Below are 20,340 nucleotides of genomic sequence, written 5' to 3'. Positions count from 1 at the left end.
GGGCGGCCCGGTCGGCCGCTCCGCCGGTGCCCAGGGGGCCGGTGGGGTGCAGGGGGTCCCGCTCTGCAGATCAGGACGCGGTTCCCGCGCCGCGGCGCCCGGGTCCTCCGGCGCCCGGCGGGGCCGACCCGGGCGGCCGGGGCGCGGGACCCTCGGTCGACCGGGGAGCCGAACCGGGGACGGGCCGCTTTCCCTCCCCTCGGGAGGCGGCCGCCCCGGCCGACGGGAGGTCCACCCCCGGGACGGTCAGTTCCCGGAGGGTGGGGCGGCCCGGTCGGCCGCTCCACCGGTGCCCAGGGGGCCGGTGGGGAGCAAGGGGGTCCCGCTCTCCAGGCGGCTGAGCCGGCGGCGGGTCGCCCGCGTCACCATGGACGGCAGCGCGGCGCGTCCCGCCTGGGCCAGGCGGAGCCAGCGGGGCAGGTAGACGGCCGTGCTGCGGTTCTCCACCGCGCTGCCGAGCCGGGCGGCGGCCCGGTCGACCGGATACACCCGGCGGGCGGGCGGCGGCATGCCTGCCCGCAGTTCACGCATCACCGGGTACCGGTCCGCGTCGCGGATCATGTCCGTGTCGATCCAGGTCAGATAGCCGATGCCGACGGCCACGCCGCGGTGTGCGACCTCCGCCCGCAGACAGTGGGCGAACGCCTCCGCACCGGCCTTGGACGCGCAGTACGCACTCATCATGGGCGCCGCGCCGATGGAGGCCAGCGATGCGACCTGGAGGTAGTAGCCCCTGGTCTCCAGCAGGTCCGGCAGGAAGACGCGGGCGGTCACCGCGCTGCCGGTCAGGTTGACGTCGACGACCCGCCGCCACCGCTCGGGGTCCGAGGCGGCGAACGCACCGCCCTCCGCGACACCCGCGTTCGCCACCACGACCGAGGGCGGACCGAGCCGCGTCCGGATCAGGCCCGCGGCGTGCTCCATGGCCGCCGGGTCCGTGACGTCCGCCTCGCAGGCCAGTGCGGGCGTGGTCAGGACGGCCGCGAGCGCCTCCAGTTCCGTCTTCTCGTGGCCGACCAGGGCGAGCCGGGCACCGCGCCGGGAGAGGTCCCGCGCCAGTGCCGCCCCGATCCCGCGCGCGGCGCCCGTGACGACCACGGTGCGGTCGCGCAGCGGGCCCGCGGTCTGCCGCCGTGCCCCGCCGCTCACGTCCGGTCCGACCGGTTGCGCTCCCTGGCGCGGGTCTCGGTCTCGGGGGCGGTCTCGGGGCGGGCGGTGTGGTCGGGGTGGCCGGCCGTGCGGCGGGCCTCCTTCATCTCGGCCTCGTAGAGGTGGTCCCTTCCCTCGGCCAGTTCCTCGACGGCGGCGCGTTCGAGGTCCTTGAACGGCTGGTAGTACGTGTCGTCGTACGCCTCGACGATCTGGAAGGTCCAGTGCCCGGGGATCACGTTGCGGCCGAGGACCTGGGTGCGCACCGTGTCGGCCCACTCAGGGTGTCCGGCCTTGCGCAGCAGTTCGACCGCCCGGTCGAGTTCCAGGTCCGCGGTGCCGGTGAGCTGGTGGAAGCTGTAGAGGTGGCCGCGGGCCCGCTCGGTGGTCTCCAGCGCCTTCGACAGCGAACCGAGGGCCTCCACCGTTTCGGTGCTGACGCCTTCGGGACGCTGATGGGCGCGGTCGGGGCCGTCTTCGGGGTTCATGGTCTCGCCTCCGGGTGTCGGTCGCTGGTGAGGTCCCTGCTGCGGCATCGTCCCGGGCCGGGTCCGGTCGCCGGCCGGGGCGCCGGTCATGCGTCGCCGGGCGGGCGGCCCGGCGGCCGGCCCGCGTCCGGCTGCTTGCGCCCGGTGCGGTCGCGGTGGGCCAGCAGGCGCTGCGCCCGCGCCAGGCCGGGGGCCAGGGACCGGCGCAGCGCGGCGCGGGCGGCGTTGGCGCCGGGCGCTCCGTGCACCCCGCCGCCCGGGTGGGCGCCGGCGGAGGCCAGGTACAGACCCCTGACGGGGGTCTCGGGGCGGCCGGTGCCGGGGGCGGGACGGAAGAAGAGCTGCTGGTGCATGGACGCGGTGCCCCCGTTGATGGCGCCGCCGTACAGGTTGCGGTCGAGCGACTGGAGGGTCGGCGGGGCGAGTACGCGCCGGGCGCGGATCAAAGAGCGGAAGCCGGGCGCGAAGCGCTCGACCTGGCGCTCGACGCGGTCGGCCATGATCTCCCGCTCCTTGGCGTCCCAGGTTCCGGTCAGCCCTTCGTCGCCGGCGTCGCCGCTGACGTGGTGCGGGACGTGGGTGTAGGCCCAGGCGGACTCGGTCCCCCGCGGGGAGCGGGACGCGTCCGAGGTGGTCATCTGCCCGAACAGCGCGAAGGGCCGGTCGGGGACCCGGTGCATGGCGAGTTGGGCGGCGAACCGGGTGAGCTCGTCGATGCCGTCGGCGAGGTGGACGGTGCCCGCGCCCGCGGCTTCGGCGGCCTGCCAGGGCACCGGACCGTCCAGCGCCCAGTCGACCTTGAAGGTGGCGAAGTCCCACTGGAAGCGGTCGAGGTCGGACAACAGTTGGGCGGGCAGGTGCTCGGGAGCGACGAGTTCGCCGTAGAGGGCGGGTACGGCCACGTCCGCGAGGACGGCCCGCCGGGCCGCGACCGTGTCGCCGCCGGAGGTGCGCACCGCGACCGCCCGGCCGCCGCGCACGACGATGCGCTCGACCCGCTGCCCGCAGCGCAGCACTCCTCCGCGCGCCTGGAGGCGGCGGGTGAGTGCCTCGGTCAGGGCCCCGGCGCCGCCGACGGGCACGGGGAACCCGTAGGTCTGACCGAGCATGGACATCAGCCAGCCGTAGCCGCCGCTGCCCGCGGCCTCCGGGGCGAGGTCGGCGTGGAGCGCGTTGCCGGCCAGCAGCAGTCCGCCGCCCTCCCCGCGGAACTCCTCCTCCCCCAGGCGGCGCACCGGCAGCACCAGCGTGCGGGCCATGCGCAGTCCGCCGGTGCCGCGCAGCCGGACGGCGAGCCGGGCCGCCGAACGGACCGGTGGGAACGGCGTGAACAGGGCACCCAGCAGATCGGGCCGCAGGCGCTCCCACGCGTCGTGCAGTCGGCGCCAGGCGGCTCCGTCGCCTGGCGCGAAGGCGTCGAGGGAGCCGGCGGTGACGTCGACCCGGCGGTCGAGGACCGCGCAGCGGCCGTCGGTGAGCGGATGGGCGAGGACGTGGGGGGCGTGGCTCCAGCGCAGCCCGTGGTCCTCCAGCCGCAGCCCGGCCAGGACCGGGGAGGCGGCGGCGAGCGGGTAGAAGGCGCTGAAGAGGTCACTGACGAAGTCGGGGTCCGCGCCGCGGTCGTGGCGCACGGCGCCGCCGGGTTCGGGCTGCTCCTCCAGGACCTCCACGCTCCATCCGGCATCGGCCAGCAGGTTCGCCGCCACCAGCCCGTTGGGTCCGGCCCCGATCACCACGGCGTCAGGCACGGGCGCCTCCCTCTCCGGGCGGCGCCACGACGTGCCCGAGCGGCCGGCGGCGCTCCTCCTCGGCGGCCTCGGTCTCGCAGAGCCGGGCGAGCCGGGCGAGCATGGTGCGGTGCCGCAGCTGGATGAGGGCCTCCACGGCCACGTTGTGCATCAGGCCCCCGGCCCCGCGCAGCGGGTGCTCGTCCACGACGACCAGGCAGTCGTCGCCCCAGGGCCGGATCTCGATGGCGATCCGTGCGGTGCCGAGCGGCCCGGCCTTGGCCTCGAGCTCCAGGGCCTCGCCCTCGAGGCAGCGTCGTACGACCGTCTCGTTGGACACCTTCCACGGTCCGAGGGGCACCTGGTAGCGGATCGCGGAGCCGAGCCGGGGCCACTGGCCGCGCACCGGTTCCGACTCCGAGGTGCCCACGACCCAGTCCGCGTAGCGGTTGCCGTCCGCGAGGACGGCCCAGACGTCCCGCGGGCTCGTTCTGATGAGGCGATGCCGAACAGCCACGTCGTTCTCCCTTTGGTCCAGGATCTGTCCGGGTTCGTCCGGAGCAACACCGGTCAGCACTGAGTGCCCCGTGTGGGGCGCGTCAACCGGTGACGCGGGACCGGTGTGCGCGGCGGCGTCGGTGGGTCAGGACGTGCCCCGGGGCGGGGTCAGGGCCCAGCGGATGCCCGCGGTGACGACGGTGCCGAGCGGGCGGACGCAGACGTCCTCGGCGGGGGGTACCCGGGGCAGCCACAGCGCGCGGGAGGCCCAGCCGGGCAGCAGGGAGACCGCGTTGGCGGCCAGGACGCCGTAGGGCAGCCGGGCGAGCACCGGGACGGGCGGGTTGAGCAACAGGAAGCGCGCGGTGGCGCGGGCCTCGGGGGTGGCGCGCAGTTCGGCGCGGTAGGAGGCGATCCGCCGGTCGAGCTCGGCGCGGGTCAGCGGCGGGTCGGGGACGCCGAGCGCGGTGGCGATGCGCGCCATGTCGGCCACGTAGCCGTCGCAGCCCTCGTCGTCCAGGGGGTGGGCGCCGTAGCGCTGGTGGGCGCGCAGGAAGGTGTCGACCTCGGCGATGTGCACCCAGCACAGCAGCCGGGGGTCGGCCGCGCAGTACTCCACGCCGTCGGCGGTGGTGCCGCGCACGGTCTCGTGCACGGCCCGGACCCGGTCGACGGCCCGCTGGGCGCTGTCGGCGGGGCCGTACGTGGTGACGGCCAGGAAGGTGCTGGTGCGTTGCAGGCGCCCCCAGGGGTCGCCGCGGAACCCGGAGTGCCCCGCGACGGCCGCCATGGCGAGGGGGTGGAGCGACTGGAGCAGCAGGGCCGCGAGACCGCCGATGAACATCGACGCGTCCCCATGCACCCTGCGGACGGGCCGCTCGGGGCCGAACCAGCGCGGGCCGGGTGCGCCGTGGATGTGGGCCCGGTTGTCGCGGCCGTCCGGTCCGGCGACGCGGGAGAGGATCGCCTCGCCGATCCGGTCGCGCAGCGCGGTGCCGCCTTCCGGGAGAAGCCTCATGACCGCCGTCCCCTTCTCGCGCCCGCGACGACCGGCCGGTGTCCGTCACGGCACCGGCCGGCGTCCTACGGCTACGTCTGCCCCGCCGGACCGCCGGTACCCGTGGCCCGGCGCGCCTCCCCCGCCGGATGCGCCGCGCGCCCGGTGGCCGGGCCGGTGATCAGGGCACGTCCTCCCGCCAGTCCAGGATGCGCCCGCCCGTGCCGCGGGCCACGTACACCGCCCGGCCGCCCGGGCCGTAGCGGCCTATCTCGGTGCGGAGCGCGATGCCGTCCCGCAGGGCGGTGCCGGGCCGGTCGGTGATGTCCAGCAGCAGGCCGTCCAGCGGCCCGCCGGCCAGTTCCGCGTACGACCGCCCGGCGCGCGGAGCGGGGTCGTCGTGGTCCGCCCCGTAGACGCGGCCGCGCATGAACTCCAGTTCGTCCATGACCGCAGGGTGCCATCCGGCACTGACAATCCGCTCTACGCGCCCGCCTCACCCGCGGTCACCGCCCAGGGCCGCGGGGTGAGGCCGTCGCTCCAGGCCAGCAGCGCCTCCCGGTCGACACAGACGATGCCGCACTGCGCGGCGTACTCCAGGGCGGGCTGAGTGAAGTCGCTGGTGGTGACGACGACGGCCACGTCCGCCTCGTGGACGGTGAAGCAGGTGCCGCCGAAGCGCTGGAGGTCCTGCGAGCCGACCTTGTGGTCGTCGCCGTAGCGCTTGCACTGGACGACGACCCGCCGGCCGTCGGGTGACAGCGCGACCACGTCGGCGCCGAGGTCACCCGCGCCCCCGACGACCTCCACCCGGGTGCAGCCGTCCCGCTCGCACAGGGCGGCTATCGCCTTCTCGAACTCCTCGGGGTCCAGGGCGCCGTAGTCGGGCACGGCGGGCGCGCCGATGACGGGGCCGGCGGCCCGTTCCCGCCGCTGTCCGGGGACCGGCGCGGGGGCGACCGGCGCCGGGCGGGGCTCGTCGAGGGCGTCCAGCGCCGTGGTCGTGGCCTGCTCCAGCGCCTCGGTGGCCCGGCGGGCGATCCGTGCCGCGGAGAGCCGGCGCCGTCTGCGACGGTGGAGCGGCAGGGCGGCGCACACGAGGCAGAGCAGGACGACGGCCCACACCGGGCGCCGTTCCACGACACCGGACAGGGCCCGCACCGCGAACCCGCCGGCGATCAGTGCCGTGGCCAGCAGGCCGAAGAACATGGCGGTCGCCCGCAGGTCGAAGCGGCGCCCGTGACGGACCGGACGCGTACGGTGCTGTGGCACGGTCACCGTGGTGTTCCCCTCTCTGGCAGCCGGAGTGAGCCTGTCGGCGGTCGCCCGCGACCACCGAGGATCATGTACGCCGTCTGCCCGGGAACGGGGCGTTCACCGGCCGCGCTCGTCGCACGCGCGCACGCGGGCGGGGCCCCGCCGTAGCAGGGCCCCGCCCGGTCACACAGTGCGGCGGCGTCCGCCGGTCAGTGCCGGAAGACGTCCTTCGTCTTCTCCTTGGCCTGCCGGGCGTCGCCCTTGGCCTGCTCGGCGCGGCCCTCGGCCTCGAGCCGCTCGTCGCCCATGGCGCGGCCGGCCGCCTCCTTGGCCTTGCCCTTGGCCTGCTCCATCTTCGCCTTGGCCTTCTTGTCTCCAGCCACAGTCATGCACTCCCAGCCGAATCCGTCGTCGGTGTCATCGAACGGGTGGCCGTCGGTGCGGTTCTCAAACACGGTCCGCGCGGCGCGGGTCTCAGCGCGTGCCGTTCCAGTTGTGGGCGACGTCGATCACGACGCGGTCCTCGACCCGCAGGACCCGGAAGGGCAGCCGGGCGCGGACGCCGAGGCCGACCTGCGTGTCTCCCTCGAAGCTCCCGGCGAAGCGGGTGTCCCGGAAGGTGCGGTACCCGGTGAGGTCCACACCCGGCAGGGGCCGCCCGGCACGCGCCGGATAGGTGGGTGCGCCGGTCTCGGGGTCGTAGGCGGGTGCGGTCACCCGCACCTCCAGGACGGCGCCACCGGCGACGGGGATGTGGCGACCGGATCCGTCCTGGAGGAGCCGGTCGACGTAGCGGACGGAGTAGCCGACGCCGCGGCCCGCGCCGGGCAGGTCGACGACCATCCGGTCGTAGCAGGCGTGCCGTCCGGTCCGGATGTTCCGCACGGGCGTGACCGTCCCGGTGCCCGCTGACTTGGCCAGGCTGCCCCAGCCGGTCGGGCACGCCGTGGCCTGCGTCGCGGCGGCCGGGGTGGCGGCTGCCGGGATCGTCGCCGTCGCCAGCGTGGCGCCGACGAGCGCGACGGTCGCGAAGATCGTTCGTCTGGTTCGGGTTTGTAGCATTTTCGGCCCCTGGGCTCGCATAGTGCTGGTATCGGATGAGACGAGCGGGTTGGAAAGATGGTTGCGCTGATTCCGGGCACGTTCGCGCGGACACGGGTCCGGTGCCGCGCCGCTCCGCCGCGCCGGACCGCCGGGCATGGCACATCCTGGTGGGAAGCGAACGACGGCCCGTGCATCCGCACCGGGAGGACGCGAGATGGATGAGGCAGCCGCCGCACCGGGCGGAGAGCGGCCGACCGGGGCGCGCGGCCCGGGCGGGCAGCGGGGAGGGGCCGGGGACGCGGCCCGGATCGAGGACGCGCTCGCGGATCCGCTGGTGGCCCTGGTCAACGGTGTCGGCGGATACGGCGGCCTGGTGTACCTGCGCTCGCGGGACCGGCGATCGCTGGTGCTGTGCGTGGTGACCGGGGTGCCGCGGTCGCTGCTGCGGTCCTGGTGGCGGGTTCCGGTGGGCGGGGCGCTGCCCATGGCCGAGGCGTACCGCACGGGCGAGACCATGTGGCTGCCGGACGAGCGGGCGACGATGCTGCGCTTCCCGCAGTTCACCGCCGCGCTGCCGTACTCGTTCGCCTCCGCCTGCCGCCCCCTCGTGGTCGGCGGTGAGACCGTGGGCGTCCTGGTGGTGCTGCGCTCGGCCGCGCGGGAGCCGCTGAGCGCGCAGGAGGTGGAGGGCCCGCTGCGCGACGCGGGGCGGACCATGGAGGCGCGGCTCGGCGGGTTCGGCCGCGGCCTGCCGAGGACACCGGAGGCGGACGCCGTCGCGCAGCCCCTCGAGTACGACGGCCAGCCGGTCAGTGTGCGGCTGCCCACCCCGCCCGCGCACGCGGTCCGGGTCGGCATGGTGGAGTGGGACCTGGACGGCGACCGGTGGTCCGCCGACGACGAGGCGCTGCGGCTCCTGGGTCTGGCGCGGGCGGACTTCGGCGGCACCCTGGCGGACGTCGAGGCGCGGGTGCACGCGGAGGATCTCTACGAAGTGCGCGCGAGCCGGCGCGAGGCGCTGGACAGCGGTCTGGTCAGGTCGCGGCACTTCCGGGTGCTGGACGAGACCGCGCAGGACGGGCGGATGCGCTACCGGCCGGTCGAGCTGTGGGGCCATGTGGTGCGGGCCCGTTCCGCCGAGCGGCTGCTGGTCGGGGCACTCGTCGACACGACCCTCGGATCGACCGCGGCCGAGGCCGCCGAGCGCTTGCCCGACGGGTTGTTCTCCCTGGACCAGGACGGCCGGGTCACCTACGCCAACCGCCGCTGTGCGCAGCTGCTGGGCTGCGAGCGCGACCAGCTCTTCGGCCGCTACCCGTGGCAGGTGATCACCTGGTTGCGCGATCCCGCCTACGAGGACCGGTACCGGGCCGCCATGCTGTCGCAGGAGCCGGTGTCGTACCTGGTGCACCATCCGGACGGCACCTGGCTGGGGTTCCTGCTCTACCCCGGCGTGCACGGGCTGACCGGCCGCATCTTCCGCACCAGCGCGCCCGCTGGCGGCGAGGCGTCGCGGGGCCGGACCGCCACACCGGTGGCGGGCGCCCGCGCGGTGGTGCCGCCGGAGCCGGTCGCCCCGGCCCGTGCGGGGGCGCTGTACCACGTGGTGCAGATGGCCAGTGTGCTCACCGAGGCGGTGACCGTCGAGGACGTCTGCCGGGCGGTCGCCGATCAGTTGCTGCCCGCGTTCGGGGCGCGGGAGCTGGCGCTGTACATGGTCCGCGACGGGCGGATGCACCTGATGTGGGAGTCCGGCTATCCCGAGGGGTTCCTCAGTCCGTTCGAGGGAGTGCCGCTGGACACGCAACTGCCCGGCGTGCACGCCCTCACCACGCGGTTCCCGCTCTTCTTCGAGTCACCGGAAGCCCTGTCCAGCGCCTATCCGGGCATCGCCCTGGACCGCATGAACGCCTGGTCGTTCCTGCCGCTGATCGCCTCGGGCCACCCGGTCGGCTCCTGCATCCTCGGCTGGGAGGACCGGCACCGGTTCAGTCCCGACGAGCGTTCCGCGCTGATCGCGCTGAGCGGACTGGCGGCGCAGGCGCTGGAGCGGGCCCGGCTCTACGACGCGGAGTCCGCCGTCGCGCGCGGGCTCCAGGAGGGCCTGCTGCCGCACCGGCTGCCCGCCATCGAGGGGCTGGTCACCACGGGGCGGTATCTGCCCGGCACCCAGGGCATGGCCATCGGCGGCGACTGGTACGACGTGATCAGGACCGGGCGGGGGGTGGCGCTGGTCATCGGCGACGTCGAGGGGCACAGCGTCGGGGCGGCGGCCGTCATGGGGCAACTGCGCAGCGCCGTCCACGCCTTCGCGGCCAGCGGGCGCCCGCCACAGGAGGTCATCACCCACACCAATCGGCTGCTGGCGGAGCTGGACGCGGACGCCTTCGCGACCTGCTGCTACATCGAACTCGATCCGGGCACCGGCCGGGCCCTCGCGGTGCGGGCCGGGCATCCCCCGCCCCTGCTGCGCCGTCCCGACGGCCGCGTCGAGACCCTGGACCTCGCCGGCGGCATGATGCTGGGCGTGCAGCCGGACGCCCCCTACCCCGTCACGGCGTTCACGCTGCCACCCGGCAGCGTTCTGGTGCTGTACACCGACGGGCTCGTCGAGCAGCCCGGCAGTGACATCGAGACGGGCATCGACGCGGTGCGCGGCTGCCTGGCCGACTGCGTCACGGACTCGGTGGAGGAGCTCGCCGATCAGCTGGTCCGGACGGCCCGCAGGACGCCGGACCGCCCGGACGACGTGGCGCTGCTGCTCACGGCGTACGGCCGGGCTCCGGGCCCGTGAGCCGCCGGCCGGCCCCGGTCACCGCAGCAGCGCGCAGACGAAGTCCTCCTGAACGGCCCGCAGGCGGCTGACCTGGTCCGGTGCGGTGGCCTGGTTGATCTGGCTGGTGACGGAGAAGACCAGGGAGCGCCGGCCGTCCGGGGTGGCGGCGATCAGCTGCGTGTAGCCGGGTGTGTTGCCCGTGTGTCCCAGCACGACGCCGCACCGGGTCTGGTATCGGAAGAGCGCCAGTCCGGCCGTGTTGCGTCCCGGTCCCGCGGGTTCCGAGGCACCGTCGATCCACCGCCGCTGCTGCCGTTCCACGGCCCCGCCGAAGAGGGCGCCGCCGGTGTACCCACGGACGAAGCGGGTCATGTCCGCGGGCGTGGAGACGATGCCGCCGGACGCCCACAGGCCCGATGCGCCGAGTACTTCACTGACGTCCTGAGGAGGTCCGGGCGGGGTGACGTCGTAGCCGTGGAGGTAGGGCTCCGGCATCCGGTGGCCCTGGGGAAGGCTGGTGTCCCCCAACCCCAGGGGCCGGTGGACGAGGTCGCGCAGCAGCCGCTCGTAGCGGATGCCGGTGGCCGCCTCCGCCATCAGGGCCACGGCGATGTTGTCGGAGTTGGAGTACTGGTAGCGGGTCCCCGGGGCGAAGCGCAGGGGTTCGTCGGCGACGAAGTCCAGCAGGCGCCGGGAGTCGAAGCGGTGCCGCGGGTCGGCGACGACGATGCGGACGAACTCGGGATCCCGCGAGTAGTCGGGCAGGCCGCTGGTGTGCTGCAGGAGCTGGCGCAGGGTCACTTCTCCCCAGGCCGGCGGGAGCTGCGGCAGCCGTTCGCGCAGGGTGTCGTCCAGGCTCAGCAGCCCGCGGTCCACGAGGCTCAGGGCGACCGCGCCGCTGAAGGCCTTCGCGGTGCTGGCGATCCGCATGTGGTCGTCGATGTGCGGTCTGCGGCCCGTCCCGAGGTCCGCCACGCCCGCGCGCAGGACACGGGTGTGGCCGTCGCGGCGGAGCACGGCGATGATCCCGGGAGGGCCGCCGGGGCTGCGCACGAACTCCTCGATCTGCCGGCGCAGTCGGACGTCACCGTGCGGTTCCGGAGTCGCGGCGACGCTCGCGGCGCCGGGCATCACGACGGCCAGCCCCACGGCGACGACGGCCGCCGCCCTCAGGCGGCGCGAGGCGGGACGCGGGGTGGGGGCGGGGCATGAAGACAGCGGCATCGGGTCTCCCGGGGACGTTTCGGGGGCGGCAGGGTCAGCCTGGCCGCTGTGCGCCCCGCGGGCCCGTGGTGCTGCTGCATTCGACGGACGGCCCGCCGTCTCAGAGGCAGTAGCGGACCATCCACCCCTCCGGGTCGTAGGTGTCCCGGGCGGGATCGGGTGCGGTGGCGGGGCGTTCCTCCACCATGTCCTCCGTCCGGACCGGCTGCGGAAGGCTCCCGAAACGGGCACGGCGCGCGGCGGCCGCCTCCGCCTCCGCGTCCTCATAGGTCGGTTCCATCTCCTTGCGCACGGCAACTCCCCTCTCCGGCCACTCGGTTGCTCCCCCTCGGGCCGCACCGCGGCCTGTTCTCCCAGTGTCACACGCCGTGACGGAAGCACGGCTTCCGTCGCGGCACCGGCGCCCTTCCCCGAACGACTCGGCGCTCAGGCAGGGGCCGACAGGGCCGGTGCCGCACGGCCGGGGCCACAGGGCCGGGGCCGCAGGGCCGGGGCCGCAGGGCCGGTTCGCCCCGGCGGATCCACGCCACCGGCTCACCCCGTGGGGCCGGCGCACGGCGCGGGTTCCCGCGGGCCGGAAAGTGGTCCTGGACGGAGCGTGCGAAGTGGACCCCGAAGTGGGCCGCCGTGCTCCCTAGCGTCGGTGCCATGAATGCCACCACCACGCGCGGGGCCCTCCTCGCCGCGCTCGCCTGTGTCCTCGTCGGAGGCTCGTTCACCGCCAACAGCGTCCTGGGCGACTACCCGTGGGCGGGTGGTCAGTTCCTGCGCTACGGGCTGGCCTGTCTGCTGCTCCTCCCCGCGGCCGGTCGGGGCACGACCGCGCGGTTGCGGTCGCTGACACGGCGTCAGTGGGGCCGACTGGCCCTGCTCGCCGCGGTCGGCATGGTCGGGTTCAACCTCGCCGTGCTCGCCGCGGAGCGCACCGCGGAACCGGCCGTGCCCGGGGTGCTGGTGGGCTGCGCACCGGTGGTCGTCGCCGTCCTGGTGCCCCTGCTGGGCGGTCGGCGGCCCCAACGCGTCGTGCTGTACGGGGCGTCGCTGGTGGCCCTGGGCGCCTTCACCGTGCAGGGCTGGGGGCGTACGGACGGGGCGGGCATCACGTTCTCCGTGGGCGCGCTCGTCGGTGAGGTCGGCTTCGCCGTGCTGGCCGTGCCCGTCCTGCGCCCGCTGGGCCCGCGGCTGCTGTCCGCAGTGGTGTGCGGCATCGCCGCGATCGAGTCGGCGGCGGCGGGGGTCCTGGTCGACGGCACGGCATGGTTGCGGCGACCCGACGCGGTCGAGGCGACGGCGTTGCTGTGGCAGGCGGTGGTGGTCACCGTGGTCGGGTTCGTGTGCTGGTACATGGGCATGCAGCGGATCGGCGCGGAGCGGGCCACGCTGTTCTCCGGGCTGATCCCGGTGGCCGCCGCCTGCACCGCCCCGCTCGTCGGCACCGGTTCCTACGGCGCCGCCCAGGCGGTGGGCAGCGCCCTGGTCGGCGCGGGTGTCGCCCTGGGCTCCGGAGCGCTGAACGCCAGGGGGCGCCTGCGCGCGAGGCCGGCCCGGAAGGCCCCCGTCGCCGCCCCGCGGGAGATCGCGGCCGACCGGCGCTGAGCGGCCACCGTGGCGCTCGGCCGCGGGCCGGGCGGGCCGGGCGGGCCGGGCGGGCCGGGCGGGCCGGGCGGGCCGGGCGGGCCGGGCGGGCCGGGCGGGCCGGGCGGGCCGGGCGTGGGACGGCGGCAGGAACACAGGGGGTTCCTGCCGCCGTCCGCCGCGCGTCGGAGCGGGGCAGTGTCCGTCAGATGCGCTGGTGTGTCAGGTGCGCTGACGTGTCAGGTGCACTGGTGTCAGGTGCGCCGGACCCGGCGCAGCACGACGAAGCCGGCCAGGACCAGGATCCCGCCCGCCGCGGCGGGCCAGAGCTGGGCTCCCGTCTCGGCCAGTCCGCCGCTCACGGCCTGCGGTTCGGTCCCGTCCGCGGCCTGCGCGTCCCGGCCGCCGTCGGTGGGCGCGCCGGCGCCGGGCGCCCGGCCTGCCTCGTCGCCGCCGTCGCCGGTCCGGTCGCCGCCTGCGGACTCGTCACCGTTCCCGGTCCTGTCACCGCCTCGGCCGTCCGCCTCCGCCGCCTTGCCGTCGCCCGGCGAGGGGGAGGCGTATGCCTTGGGCTGCTCGGCGCGCGGAGGCGTCGTGGCGTCGTCCTCGCCGCCCGCGGGCTCCTCGGTGGCCGGCGTCCCGGCCGGGGGCTCCGACGGGTTCTCCTGGCCGCCGTCACCGGGCTTGTCCGCGCCGTCCCCGGGCTGGTTGCCGTCGTCCCCGGGCTGGTTGCCGTCGCCGCCCTGCTGGCCGCCGTCGTCACCGGGCCGGTCACCGCCACCCGGCTGCTCGGCGCCGTCCCCGGGCTGTCCGCCGGTGTCGCCGTCGCCGCCCTGGGCCGGGGGCTCGGGCGTCGCGGTCGGCTCCTGGGGCTGCTGCGGCTCCTCGCCGCCGTCGCCGCCGCCGTCCGCGCCGGAGCCGCAGGTCCGGCCGCTGTTGATGCAGTCGACCATCTCTTTCATCAGGTCCTCGTCGAAGACGTTGATGAAGTCGCCGTGGTCCGTGATCGGCTTGTGCAGCTGCTCGGGGAAGGAGTCCACGGCGAACAGCGGTGTCGTGCGGCCCCCGTCCTCCAGGCTGGGCGCGTCGACGTCGTAGACGATGCGCTGGACCAGTTGCGGCACGGCCTTGAAACCCGCGGGGCAGTTGCCGGCCGCGTCGGCGAAGGCCATGTGGGTGCGGTGGTTGGCGCTGTCGATGTTGCGGCCGTCCCAGCAGCTCTGGAAATTGAACGTGCGCACCACGTCACTGCCCTGGGGGCACAGCGGGTACTTGTCCTTCAGTTGCCGGTCCTCGAACCCGGTGCAGCTCCAGGAGGCGTTCGCGTTGGCGGGGCCGTTGACGAAGGACTTGGCGTCGCCGGTGATGATGCGCAGCAGCCGGGGCATCGCGGTGACCTCGCCCCGGGGGTTCCCGACGAAGGTGAGCGTGACCTCCTTGGGCGTCACGATCTCGCCGGCATTGCCCTCGATGCCGCCGCCGGGCGAGTCGGCGTCCTTCTCCTGGGTGCCGTTCTGCAGGCGCAGCACCGGCCAGTAGTACGACGACCTGTCGCCCTGGTCCTCGCAGGTGGTGTCGGCCCCGGCCAGGTCCTCGTCGCTGGAGAAGGCGTTGGTGGCCTGGTTGCCGATGTAGTCGTGGAAGTGGTGAGCGCCGTTGGCCACGCCCGGGGCGGCGATCACGTTGTCGGAGTTGAACAGGCCGTTCTCGTTGACGCCGCAACTGGAGGAGAAGGTGCCGCGGGAGGCGTCGTCCGTAAGGGCCGGCCGGGCGACGTTCGGCTGGACGCTCTTGATGTCTGCGTAGTCCGCGGCCACGGGCCCGTTGCCCGCCTGGCCGCCGTTCCCGCCCTGGGCCTGCCCGCCGGCACCCTGGTCGCCCTGCTCGCCGTCCTGGCCGTCGCCGTCCTGCCCGGCATCCGGTTGGGCGGAGGCGTTGCCGGACTCGCGCACGGTACAGGCGGCGAGTTCGTCGAGGCCCTCGGGGCGGTCACCCACCCGGTCGATGGCGATCACGATCCGTTCGAGCGTGGCGGACCGCTTCTCCTCGAGCGGGCCCAGGATCGCATTGTCCGCGAACCCGGGGTCCTGCTGGACGGCCCCGGCGGACTCCCCCAGCTTCTTGTAGGCCTCGGCGATCTGGCCGTCCAGCGCGGCGAGTTCCTTGTCGACCTCTGCCCGCGCCTGCTCGGGAACCGACGTCAGCCGGGTCGTCACATCCGGGCAGTCGACGGTGGCGGCCGCGAGGACCTGGTTGCCGCCGTCGGCCTCACCGGTGGTGTCGTCCACCGTCGCGGAAGCGTAGACGTTGGCCGCCATCAGGCCGCCTCCGCCGAGGATGAGCGCGAACGCGGCGAAGGTCGCGCGTTGTGGGCCTCTTGGGCGTCTGCGTGCGTTGCGTGCCAAGGCAGTACTCCTACGCTTCGGTCGTGGGGGGTCGTCAGGGGTCGGCATGGAATTCCCACGCCCCATACGTAGGGGGACCGTCGTATGTTCAAGCGCCGCGGAGTTTCCGCGAAATCTCTCATGGACCGGCACACGCTCCGACCACACGGGCCCCGCCGCCACGCGTCGCACGGCGAGGAGGCAGCGGTTCAGCGGAAGATGACGTCGCGGCACAGGAAGTAGGTCTGGTCCATGTGCGAGGCCTGCCGGATCGTGCAGAGGACGTGACGGCCGCTCGAACCCGAGGTGTGCACCGGGACTTCGTACTTCTGGCTCGGGGCGTAGAGCCCGTGCGGGCGACCAGTCGGAGGTCGTTCCGGGTCATCGGCCGGGTGGTGGGGTCGAAGCCCTGCCGGGTGACGTGGACCAGGAAGCAGTCCGCGCCGTGGCGGGCCTGGTCGTGCAGTTCGACCGTGAGCCACCGGCGGCCTCCGCGGTTCGACGCGTTCGACGGCGGTCCGATCCCCGCCGCTCACAGACGGTCCGCGTCCCGGGTCGTGCGCCCGAGACACGTGACCACGTCGTCCATGCGCGTCGCGATCTCGCGGAAGCCCATGCGGTCGTAGAAGGCCCGGGCCGGCTTGTTGGCGGTGGACATGACGAGGTGGACGGCCGGCACTCCCCTGCCGTCCAGTGCCCGCAGGAAGGCCCGCATCAGTTCCCTGCCGTGACCGTGCCCCTGCCACTCGGGCAGCAGGTCGATGTGCAAGTGGGCGGGGTAAGCGGCGAGCTCGGGGACGATCATCCGCTCGGGACGGTGCAGCAGGGCGGCGATCTCCTCGTCCGGGGTGCGCGGCGACCCCGGCGGCTCCGGGTAGCGGTCCGCGACCAGGGGCAGCCACGCCTCACGGAACGCCGCGGCGAAGCGAGGGGTGTCGGCGGTGCCGAGGATGTAGCCGACGGCCCGGCCGCGCCCGTCGTCCAGCACGAAGGCCAGCTCCGGCTCGAGGTGGACGTACGGGGCGGCGAAGGTGGCGGGGAAGACGCAGGGGTCGGCGTAGTGGGGACGGCTGTCGCCACCGTTGTACGCGGTGCGGACGCAGATGTCGTCGAGGGCCGGGCGGTCCTCGGGGCGGTAGCGGCGAACGGCGGGCACGGAAGCGGTCATGGGCGGCATCCTGTCATCCTGTCCTTGTGGGAGCGCTCCCACAAGCACTCCCACAAGCCCGGCCGTGCCGGGTTTTCCCTCGCCCTGGGGCAGGGCCCATGCTGGGCCCGTGGACGAGTTCACCACGATGGGCGAACTCGCCGAACGCACCCGGCCGAGCCGCAGGGCGCTGCGGCTGTACGGGGAGCGGGGACTGCTGGTCCCCGCCCGGGTCGAGGCGGGCGGGGTGCGCCGGTACGGGTCGGAGCAGGTCGCGCGGGCCCGGCGGATCGCGCTGATGCGATCGGTGGGGATGCCGCCGGCCCGGGTCGGGGAGCTGCTGGACCTCCGGGGCGGAGAGGCGGCGGCGCCGGCGGAGTACCGGCGGGCGCGGGAGGCGGAGCACGCGGCCGGCGGTCGCTGGTGACCCATCTCGGTCAGGTGCTGGAGGGCAGGGCCGGTCCGGCGCGGCCGACCGCGGAACCGGACGCGCCGGAACAGCGGGTGGTGTCCGTGCGCGGCCAGGTCGACGCGGCTGGGCTGCCGGGCTTCCTCGAGTCCGGGACCGACTAGCTGTTCGACCGACTGACACAGGCGGGAGCGCGCGTGAACGGGCCGGTGTTCGCCGTGTACGACGGCATCGTGGGAGAGGAGTCCGGCGGGCCGGTCGAGCGGCGCGTGCCGACCGACGACCTCGTGGAGGAGTGCGACCGCGTCCGGGTGCGGGTGGAGCCCGCGCCCCGGGAGGCGTACCTGAAGATGACCCGGCGCGACCTTCCGTTCCCGGTGCCGCCCCGGCGCTGCACGACGGGGCGGGCGGCGTGGGTACTGGGGCGGGGGCTGGGACCGGTCGGCGCGGCACGCGAGGTCCACTGCCCGAACTTCGCCACCGCCGACGCTGGCAGAGCATGTGAGGTACATCGCCGTTCCGATCCGCGTGGGTGCTTAACGCGGCGCCGGGTGGTTACCCGGCGCCCATGAAGCTGCATATTCCGGGGCGGAACAGCCGGCACGAGCACGAGACCGCAGCACCGGAAGGGACCCGCGCGGACCCCCCGGCGAGGTCCGCCGCGGAGGAGCGGCCCGGACCGAGCGACGAGGTCGAGCGCGCGGCGCCGGACGGGCCCGGCGACCTGCCCCGAGGGTCGTGGGGCGCGGCGCTGAAGGGCAGTCTGCGGGAGTTCAAGGACGACGAACTCACCGACCGGGCCGCCGCGCTGACGTACTACGGCGTACTGTCGCTGTTCCCGGCGCTGCTGGTGCTGGTGTCCCTGCTGGGTGTCACCGGCAAGAACACCACCGACAAGGTGATGGACAACCTCCAGCAACTCACTCCCGGGTCGGCACGCGACATCATCACCCGGGCGGTGGAACAGCTCCAGGGCAACGCGGGCGTCGGCTCGGTGATGGCCATCGTCGGTATCGTCCTGGCGGTGTGGTCGGCGTCCGGGTACGTTGCGGCGTTCATCCGCTCGGCGAACGCCGTCTACGACATGCCCGAGGGCCGCCCCGTCTGGAAGGTGCTGCCCGTGCGGCTCGGGGTGACGGTGGTGCTGATGGTGCTCGCGGTGATCAGCGCCCTCATCGTCGTCTTCACCGGTGGGCTGGCCCGCCAGGCGGGCAGCGCCTTCGGGGTGGGCGACACGGCCCTGACCGTCTGGTCGATCGCCAAGTGGCCGGTACTGGTCGTCCTGGTCACGATGATGATCGCCCTGCTGTACTGGGCGACCCCGAACGCCAAGGTGCGGGGCTTCAGGTGGATCACGCCGGGCAGTTTCCTGGCCCTGGTCATCTGGCTGATCGCCTCCGCCGGGTTCGCGTTCTACGTGGCCAACTTCGCCTCGTACAACAAGACCTACGGGACGATGGCCGGTGTCATCGTGTTCCTGATCTGGCTGTGGATCACCAACCTGGCGATCCTGCTGGGGCTGGAGTTCGACGCCGAGGTCGCCCGGCAGCGGGCCATCGCGGGCGGCCATCCGCCGGAGGCGGAACCGTACACCGAGCCGCGCGACACCCGGGCCTGGGACGAGCAGGACCGTCGGCGCCTGGAGGAGACGGAGCGCGCGGACGGCGTGTGAACCTCCCGCGCCCGCGGCTCCGGTCGCCGGCGCGGACACCGGACCGGTCAGCCCGGCATCAGGCCGGCGGCGAGCGTTGCGCCCAGTTCCCAGCAGCGCTCGACGCCGGCCTTGTCCGGTTCCCCGGTGACGGTCACGGTGTCGGCCGCGCGGCGCCAGCCGAGGCCGGTGGTGATCGCCTCGATCGCGCGCACGGCGCCGGTGACGTCGTTGCCGCCGTGCACGTAGCAGCCGAAGGGGCGGCCGCGGGTGGCGTCCAGGCAGGGGTAGTAGACCTGGTCGAAGAAGTGCTTGAGCGCCCCGGACATGTAACCGAGGTTCGCGGGTGTACCCAGCAGGTAGCCGTCGGCCTCCAGTACGTCGGAGACGGTGGCGGACAGGGCGGGCCGCCGCACGACCCGGACGTCCTCGATCTCCGGGTCCGTGGCACCGGAGAGGACGGCTTCGAACATCGCCTGGCAGTTGGGCGAGGGCGTGTGGTGGACGATCAGCAAGGTGGGCACACCCCGACCCTGCCGTCCGGGCCCCCGCCCCCGCAAGCGGCCGTCAATGACGTCACACCGGCCGGGTGGCGCGGGCAACGCCCGCCCGGGGCGCCGGGGCGGACCCCTCGTCCCCCGCCCGGCCGGTCCCGTTGTGAGCGCCCGCGCGGGATGGGACGATGCCCGGGACCGGTTAAGCGGGGAACGGGGTTGGTCGTGGGCGACGAGGACGAGACGTCACCGGCAGCGGCGGTGTTCGACGCGCTGGGCAGCGAGTACGAGAAGGCGTTCGCCGGCTCGGAGGCGCACCGGGTCTCGTTGCAGTGGCTGCTGGGACGACTGGCACCCGGCAGCCGGGTGCTGGACGTGGGCAGCGGCACGGGACGGCCCACGGCGGCCACGCTCGCCGCGGCCGGCCACCGGGTGCTGGGCGTCGATGTGTCCCCGGTGATGGTGGAGATCGCCTCACGTCAGGTGCCCGGGGCGGAGTTCCGGTGCGCCGACGTCCGCCGGCTCTCCCTCGAGGACGGTTCGTTCGACGCGGTGTGCGTGTACTTCGCACTGCTGCAGATGTCCCGCCCGGAACAGTCCGCACTCGTCCGGCAGTTGGCACGGGCGGTGCGTCCGGGCGGTTTCTTCGTCCTGGCGACCGTGCCCCTCGACGTCGAGGGCTTCGACGGGGTCTTCATGGGCCAGGACGTGCGGGTCACCAGCTTCTCCGCGCAGGACGTGACGGCCCTGGTGCGGCAGGCGGGCCTGACGGTGGTGTCCGAGGAGAGCGTGATGTTCACCCCGACCCATCCCGACGCCATGCCCGAGCCCCAGCTCTTCCTGCACTGCCGGCGCCCCGGACCCGGCGCGGACGGCTGACCCGAGACCGACGGGGGCCCGAGCGGAGATGACCGACCCGATGGGCGGGGCCCACAGCGGAGATGACTGACCCGCGCCGGAGGTGGTACTCGCATCCGCGTCCCAACGGAAAGCGAGGCACTCCACCCATGTCGCAGGTAGAGGAATCGATCGAGGTCAACGTCCCCGTCCACACCGCCTACAACCAGTGGACCCAGTTCGAGAGCTTCCCGGAGTTCATGGGAGGCGTCGAGCGGGTCGAGCAGCGCACGGACACGCTCACCCACTGGGTCACCAAGGTGGGCGGCGTGGAGCGGGAGTTCGACGCCGAGATCACCGAGCAGATCCCTGACGAGCGCGTCGCCTGGACCACGGTCGGCGGCGAGGCCAAGCAGGCCGGCGTCGTCACCTTCCACCGCATCAAGGACGACACCACCAAGGTGATGCTCCAGATGGACTTCGAGCCGGACGGAGTCGCCGAGACCGTCGGTGACAAGCTCGGTGTCGTCAAGCGGCAGGTCGACGGGGACCTGAAGCGGTTCAAGGAGTTCATCGAACGCCGCGGCCTGGAGACGGGCGCCTGGCGCGGCGGGGTGTGACCCGGGCGCACCCGGTGGTGCACGCGCGGCCCCACGGCCTTCGGGCCGTGGGGCCGCGCGGCT

21 protein-coding genes and 1 pseudogene are annotated in these 20,340 nt (G+C 74.4%); 7 read left to right on the top strand and 15 right to left on the bottom strand.

Annotated elements, in window-relative coordinates; translation table 11 throughout:
• Positions 1-246: 246 nt before the first annotated feature.
• The 9 genes from ACFYOV_RS16515 to ACFYOV_RS16475 form a co-directional block, all read right to left on the bottom strand.
• Positions 247-1,149 (bottom strand): SDR family oxidoreductase, encoded by a 903-nt coding sequence (locus ACFYOV_RS16515; protein ID WP_389088123.1) that lies wholly within the window; start codon positions 1,147-1,149, stop codon positions 247-249.
• On the bottom strand, positions 1,146-1,637 hold the full coding sequence (locus ACFYOV_RS16510; RefSeq protein WP_389088121.1) for a hypothetical protein: 492 nt from the start codon (positions 1,635-1,637) through the stop codon (positions 1,146-1,148). Before ACFYOV_RS16510 ends, ACFYOV_RS16515 begins: the two co-directional genes overlap by 4 nt.
• A gap of 86 nt (positions 1,638-1,723) precedes the next feature.
• On the bottom strand, positions 1,724-3,385 hold the full coding sequence (locus tag ACFYOV_RS16505; RefSeq protein WP_389088118.1) for a phytoene desaturase family protein: 1,662 nt from the start codon (positions 3,383-3,385) through the stop codon (positions 1,724-1,726).
• A complete protein-coding gene (locus tag ACFYOV_RS16500; protein ID WP_389088116.1) occupies positions 3,378-3,881 on the bottom strand; it encodes an SRPBCC family protein in 504 nt (167 codons plus the stop codon). The genes ACFYOV_RS16505 and ACFYOV_RS16500 overlap by 8 nt, the downstream gene beginning before the upstream one ends.
• Positions 3,882-4,007: 126 nt before the next feature.
• Positions 4,008-4,880 carry an oxygenase MpaB family protein gene (locus tag ACFYOV_RS16495; protein ID WP_389088113.1) on the bottom strand — a complete coding sequence of 291 codons (873 nt, stop codon included), beginning with the start codon at positions 4,878-4,880 and terminating at the stop codon, positions 4,008-4,010.
• 160 nt (positions 4,881-5,040) lie between these two features.
• A complete protein-coding gene (locus ACFYOV_RS16490) occupies positions 5,041-5,307 on the bottom strand; it encodes a hypothetical protein (RefSeq protein ID WP_389088111.1) in 267 nt (88 codons plus the stop codon).
• A 35-nt stretch (positions 5,308-5,342) separates the two neighbouring features.
• Positions 5,343-6,137, bottom strand: coding sequence for a restriction endonuclease (locus ACFYOV_RS16485; protein ID WP_389088108.1), 795 nt, complete (start codon positions 6,135-6,137; stop codon positions 5,343-5,345).
• Between the two features lie 188 nt (positions 6,138-6,325).
• Positions 6,326-6,499 (bottom strand): CsbD family protein, encoded by a 174-nt coding sequence (locus tag ACFYOV_RS16480; RefSeq protein WP_389088735.1) that lies wholly within the window; start codon positions 6,497-6,499, stop codon positions 6,326-6,328.
• A gap of 91 nt (positions 6,500-6,590) precedes the next feature.
• On the bottom strand, positions 6,591-7,178 hold the full coding sequence (locus tag ACFYOV_RS16475; protein WP_389088106.1) for a hypothetical protein: 588 nt from the start codon (positions 7,176-7,178) through the stop codon (positions 6,591-6,593).
• A 196-nt stretch (positions 7,179-7,374) separates the two neighbouring features.
• Between ACFYOV_RS16475 and ACFYOV_RS16470 the strand changes: the two genes are divergently transcribed.
• On the top strand, positions 7,375-9,954 hold the full coding sequence (locus ACFYOV_RS16470) for a SpoIIE family protein phosphatase (RefSeq protein ID WP_389088103.1): 2,580 nt from the start codon (positions 7,375-7,377) through the stop codon (positions 9,952-9,954).
• 18 nt (positions 9,955-9,972) lie between these two features.
• Here ACFYOV_RS16470 and ACFYOV_RS16465 read toward each other — a convergent pair whose 3' ends face one another.
• Positions 9,973-11,160, bottom strand: coding sequence for a serine hydrolase domain-containing protein (locus tag ACFYOV_RS16465; RefSeq protein ID WP_389088101.1), 1,188 nt, complete (start codon positions 11,158-11,160; stop codon positions 9,973-9,975).
• A gap of 100 nt (positions 11,161-11,260) precedes the next feature.
• Positions 11,261-11,440 carry a hypothetical protein gene (locus tag ACFYOV_RS16460; RefSeq protein ID WP_389088098.1) on the bottom strand — a complete coding sequence of 60 codons (180 nt, stop codon included), beginning with the start codon at positions 11,438-11,440 and terminating at the stop codon, positions 11,261-11,263.
• A 368-nt stretch (positions 11,441-11,808) separates the two neighbouring features.
• Between ACFYOV_RS16460 and ACFYOV_RS16455 the strand changes: the two genes are divergently transcribed.
• Complete coding sequence (locus tag ACFYOV_RS16455) at positions 11,809-12,756, top strand: EamA family transporter (protein ID WP_389088096.1); 948 nt, start codon at positions 11,809-11,811, stop codon at positions 12,754-12,756.
• 233 nt (positions 12,757-12,989) lie between these two features.
• Here the strand turns inward: ACFYOV_RS16455 and ACFYOV_RS16450 are convergent, their stop codons facing one another.
• From ACFYOV_RS16450 to ACFYOV_RS16440, 3 genes and pseudogenes are all read right to left on the bottom strand, one after another.
• Entirely contained in the window at positions 12,990-15,053 is a 2,064-nt protein-coding gene (locus ACFYOV_RS16450) for a DUF1996 domain-containing protein (RefSeq protein ID WP_389088733.1), read from the bottom strand.
• Positions 15,054-15,328: 275 nt separating this feature from the next.
• Positions 15,329-15,594 (bottom strand): annotated as a pseudogene (locus tag ACFYOV_RS16445) (lytic polysaccharide monooxygenase); the annotation flags it as partial.
• Between the two features lie 57 nt (positions 15,595-15,651).
• Complete coding sequence (locus ACFYOV_RS16440) at positions 15,652-16,287, bottom strand: GNAT family N-acetyltransferase (protein WP_389088093.1); 636 nt, start codon at positions 16,285-16,287, stop codon at positions 15,652-15,654.
• Positions 16,288-16,396: 109 nt separating this feature from the next.
• On the opposite strand from ACFYOV_RS16440, the gene ACFYOV_RS16435 reads away from it, so the two are divergent.
• From ACFYOV_RS16435 to ACFYOV_RS16425, 3 genes are all read left to right on the top strand, one after another.
• On the top strand, positions 16,397-16,693 hold the full coding sequence (locus ACFYOV_RS16435; protein ID WP_389088091.1) for a MerR family transcriptional regulator: 297 nt from the start codon (positions 16,397-16,399) through the stop codon (positions 16,691-16,693).
• A complete protein-coding gene (locus ACFYOV_RS16430; RefSeq protein ID WP_389088088.1) occupies positions 16,690-16,839 on the top strand; it encodes a hypothetical protein in 150 nt (49 codons plus the stop codon). Before ACFYOV_RS16435 ends, ACFYOV_RS16430 begins: the two co-directional genes overlap by 4 nt.
• 404 nt (positions 16,840-17,243) lie before the next feature.
• Positions 17,244-18,347 carry a YhjD/YihY/BrkB family envelope integrity protein gene (locus tag ACFYOV_RS16425; protein WP_389088086.1) on the top strand — a complete coding sequence of 368 codons (1,104 nt, stop codon included), beginning with the start codon at positions 17,244-17,246 and terminating at the stop codon, positions 18,345-18,347.
• Between the two features lie 47 nt (positions 18,348-18,394).
• On the opposite strand, the gene ACFYOV_RS16420 is transcribed toward ACFYOV_RS16425, so the two are convergent.
• A complete protein-coding gene (locus ACFYOV_RS16420) occupies positions 18,395-18,850 on the bottom strand; it encodes a flavodoxin family protein (protein ID WP_389088083.1) in 456 nt (151 codons plus the stop codon).
• 150 nt (positions 18,851-19,000) lie between these two features.
• Here ACFYOV_RS16420 and ACFYOV_RS16415 point away from each other — a divergent pair, with 150 nt between their 5' ends.
• Complete coding sequence (locus ACFYOV_RS16415; protein ID WP_389088081.1) at positions 19,001-19,699, top strand: class I SAM-dependent methyltransferase; 699 nt, start codon at positions 19,001-19,003, stop codon at positions 19,697-19,699.
• A gap of 128 nt (positions 19,700-19,827) precedes the next feature.
• Entirely contained in the window at positions 19,828-20,277 is a 450-nt protein-coding gene (locus ACFYOV_RS16410) for an SRPBCC family protein (protein WP_389088079.1), read from the top strand.
• The last annotated feature ends 63 nt before the right edge of the window (positions 20,278-20,340 follow it).

Origin of the sequence: Streptomyces sp. NPDC005931 (assembly GCF_042871235.1) — a bacterium.
GTDB lineage: Bacteria > Actinomycetota > Actinomycetes > Streptomycetales > Streptomycetaceae > Streptomyces.
This window is presented reverse-complemented; position numbering and strand designations above follow the sequence as displayed.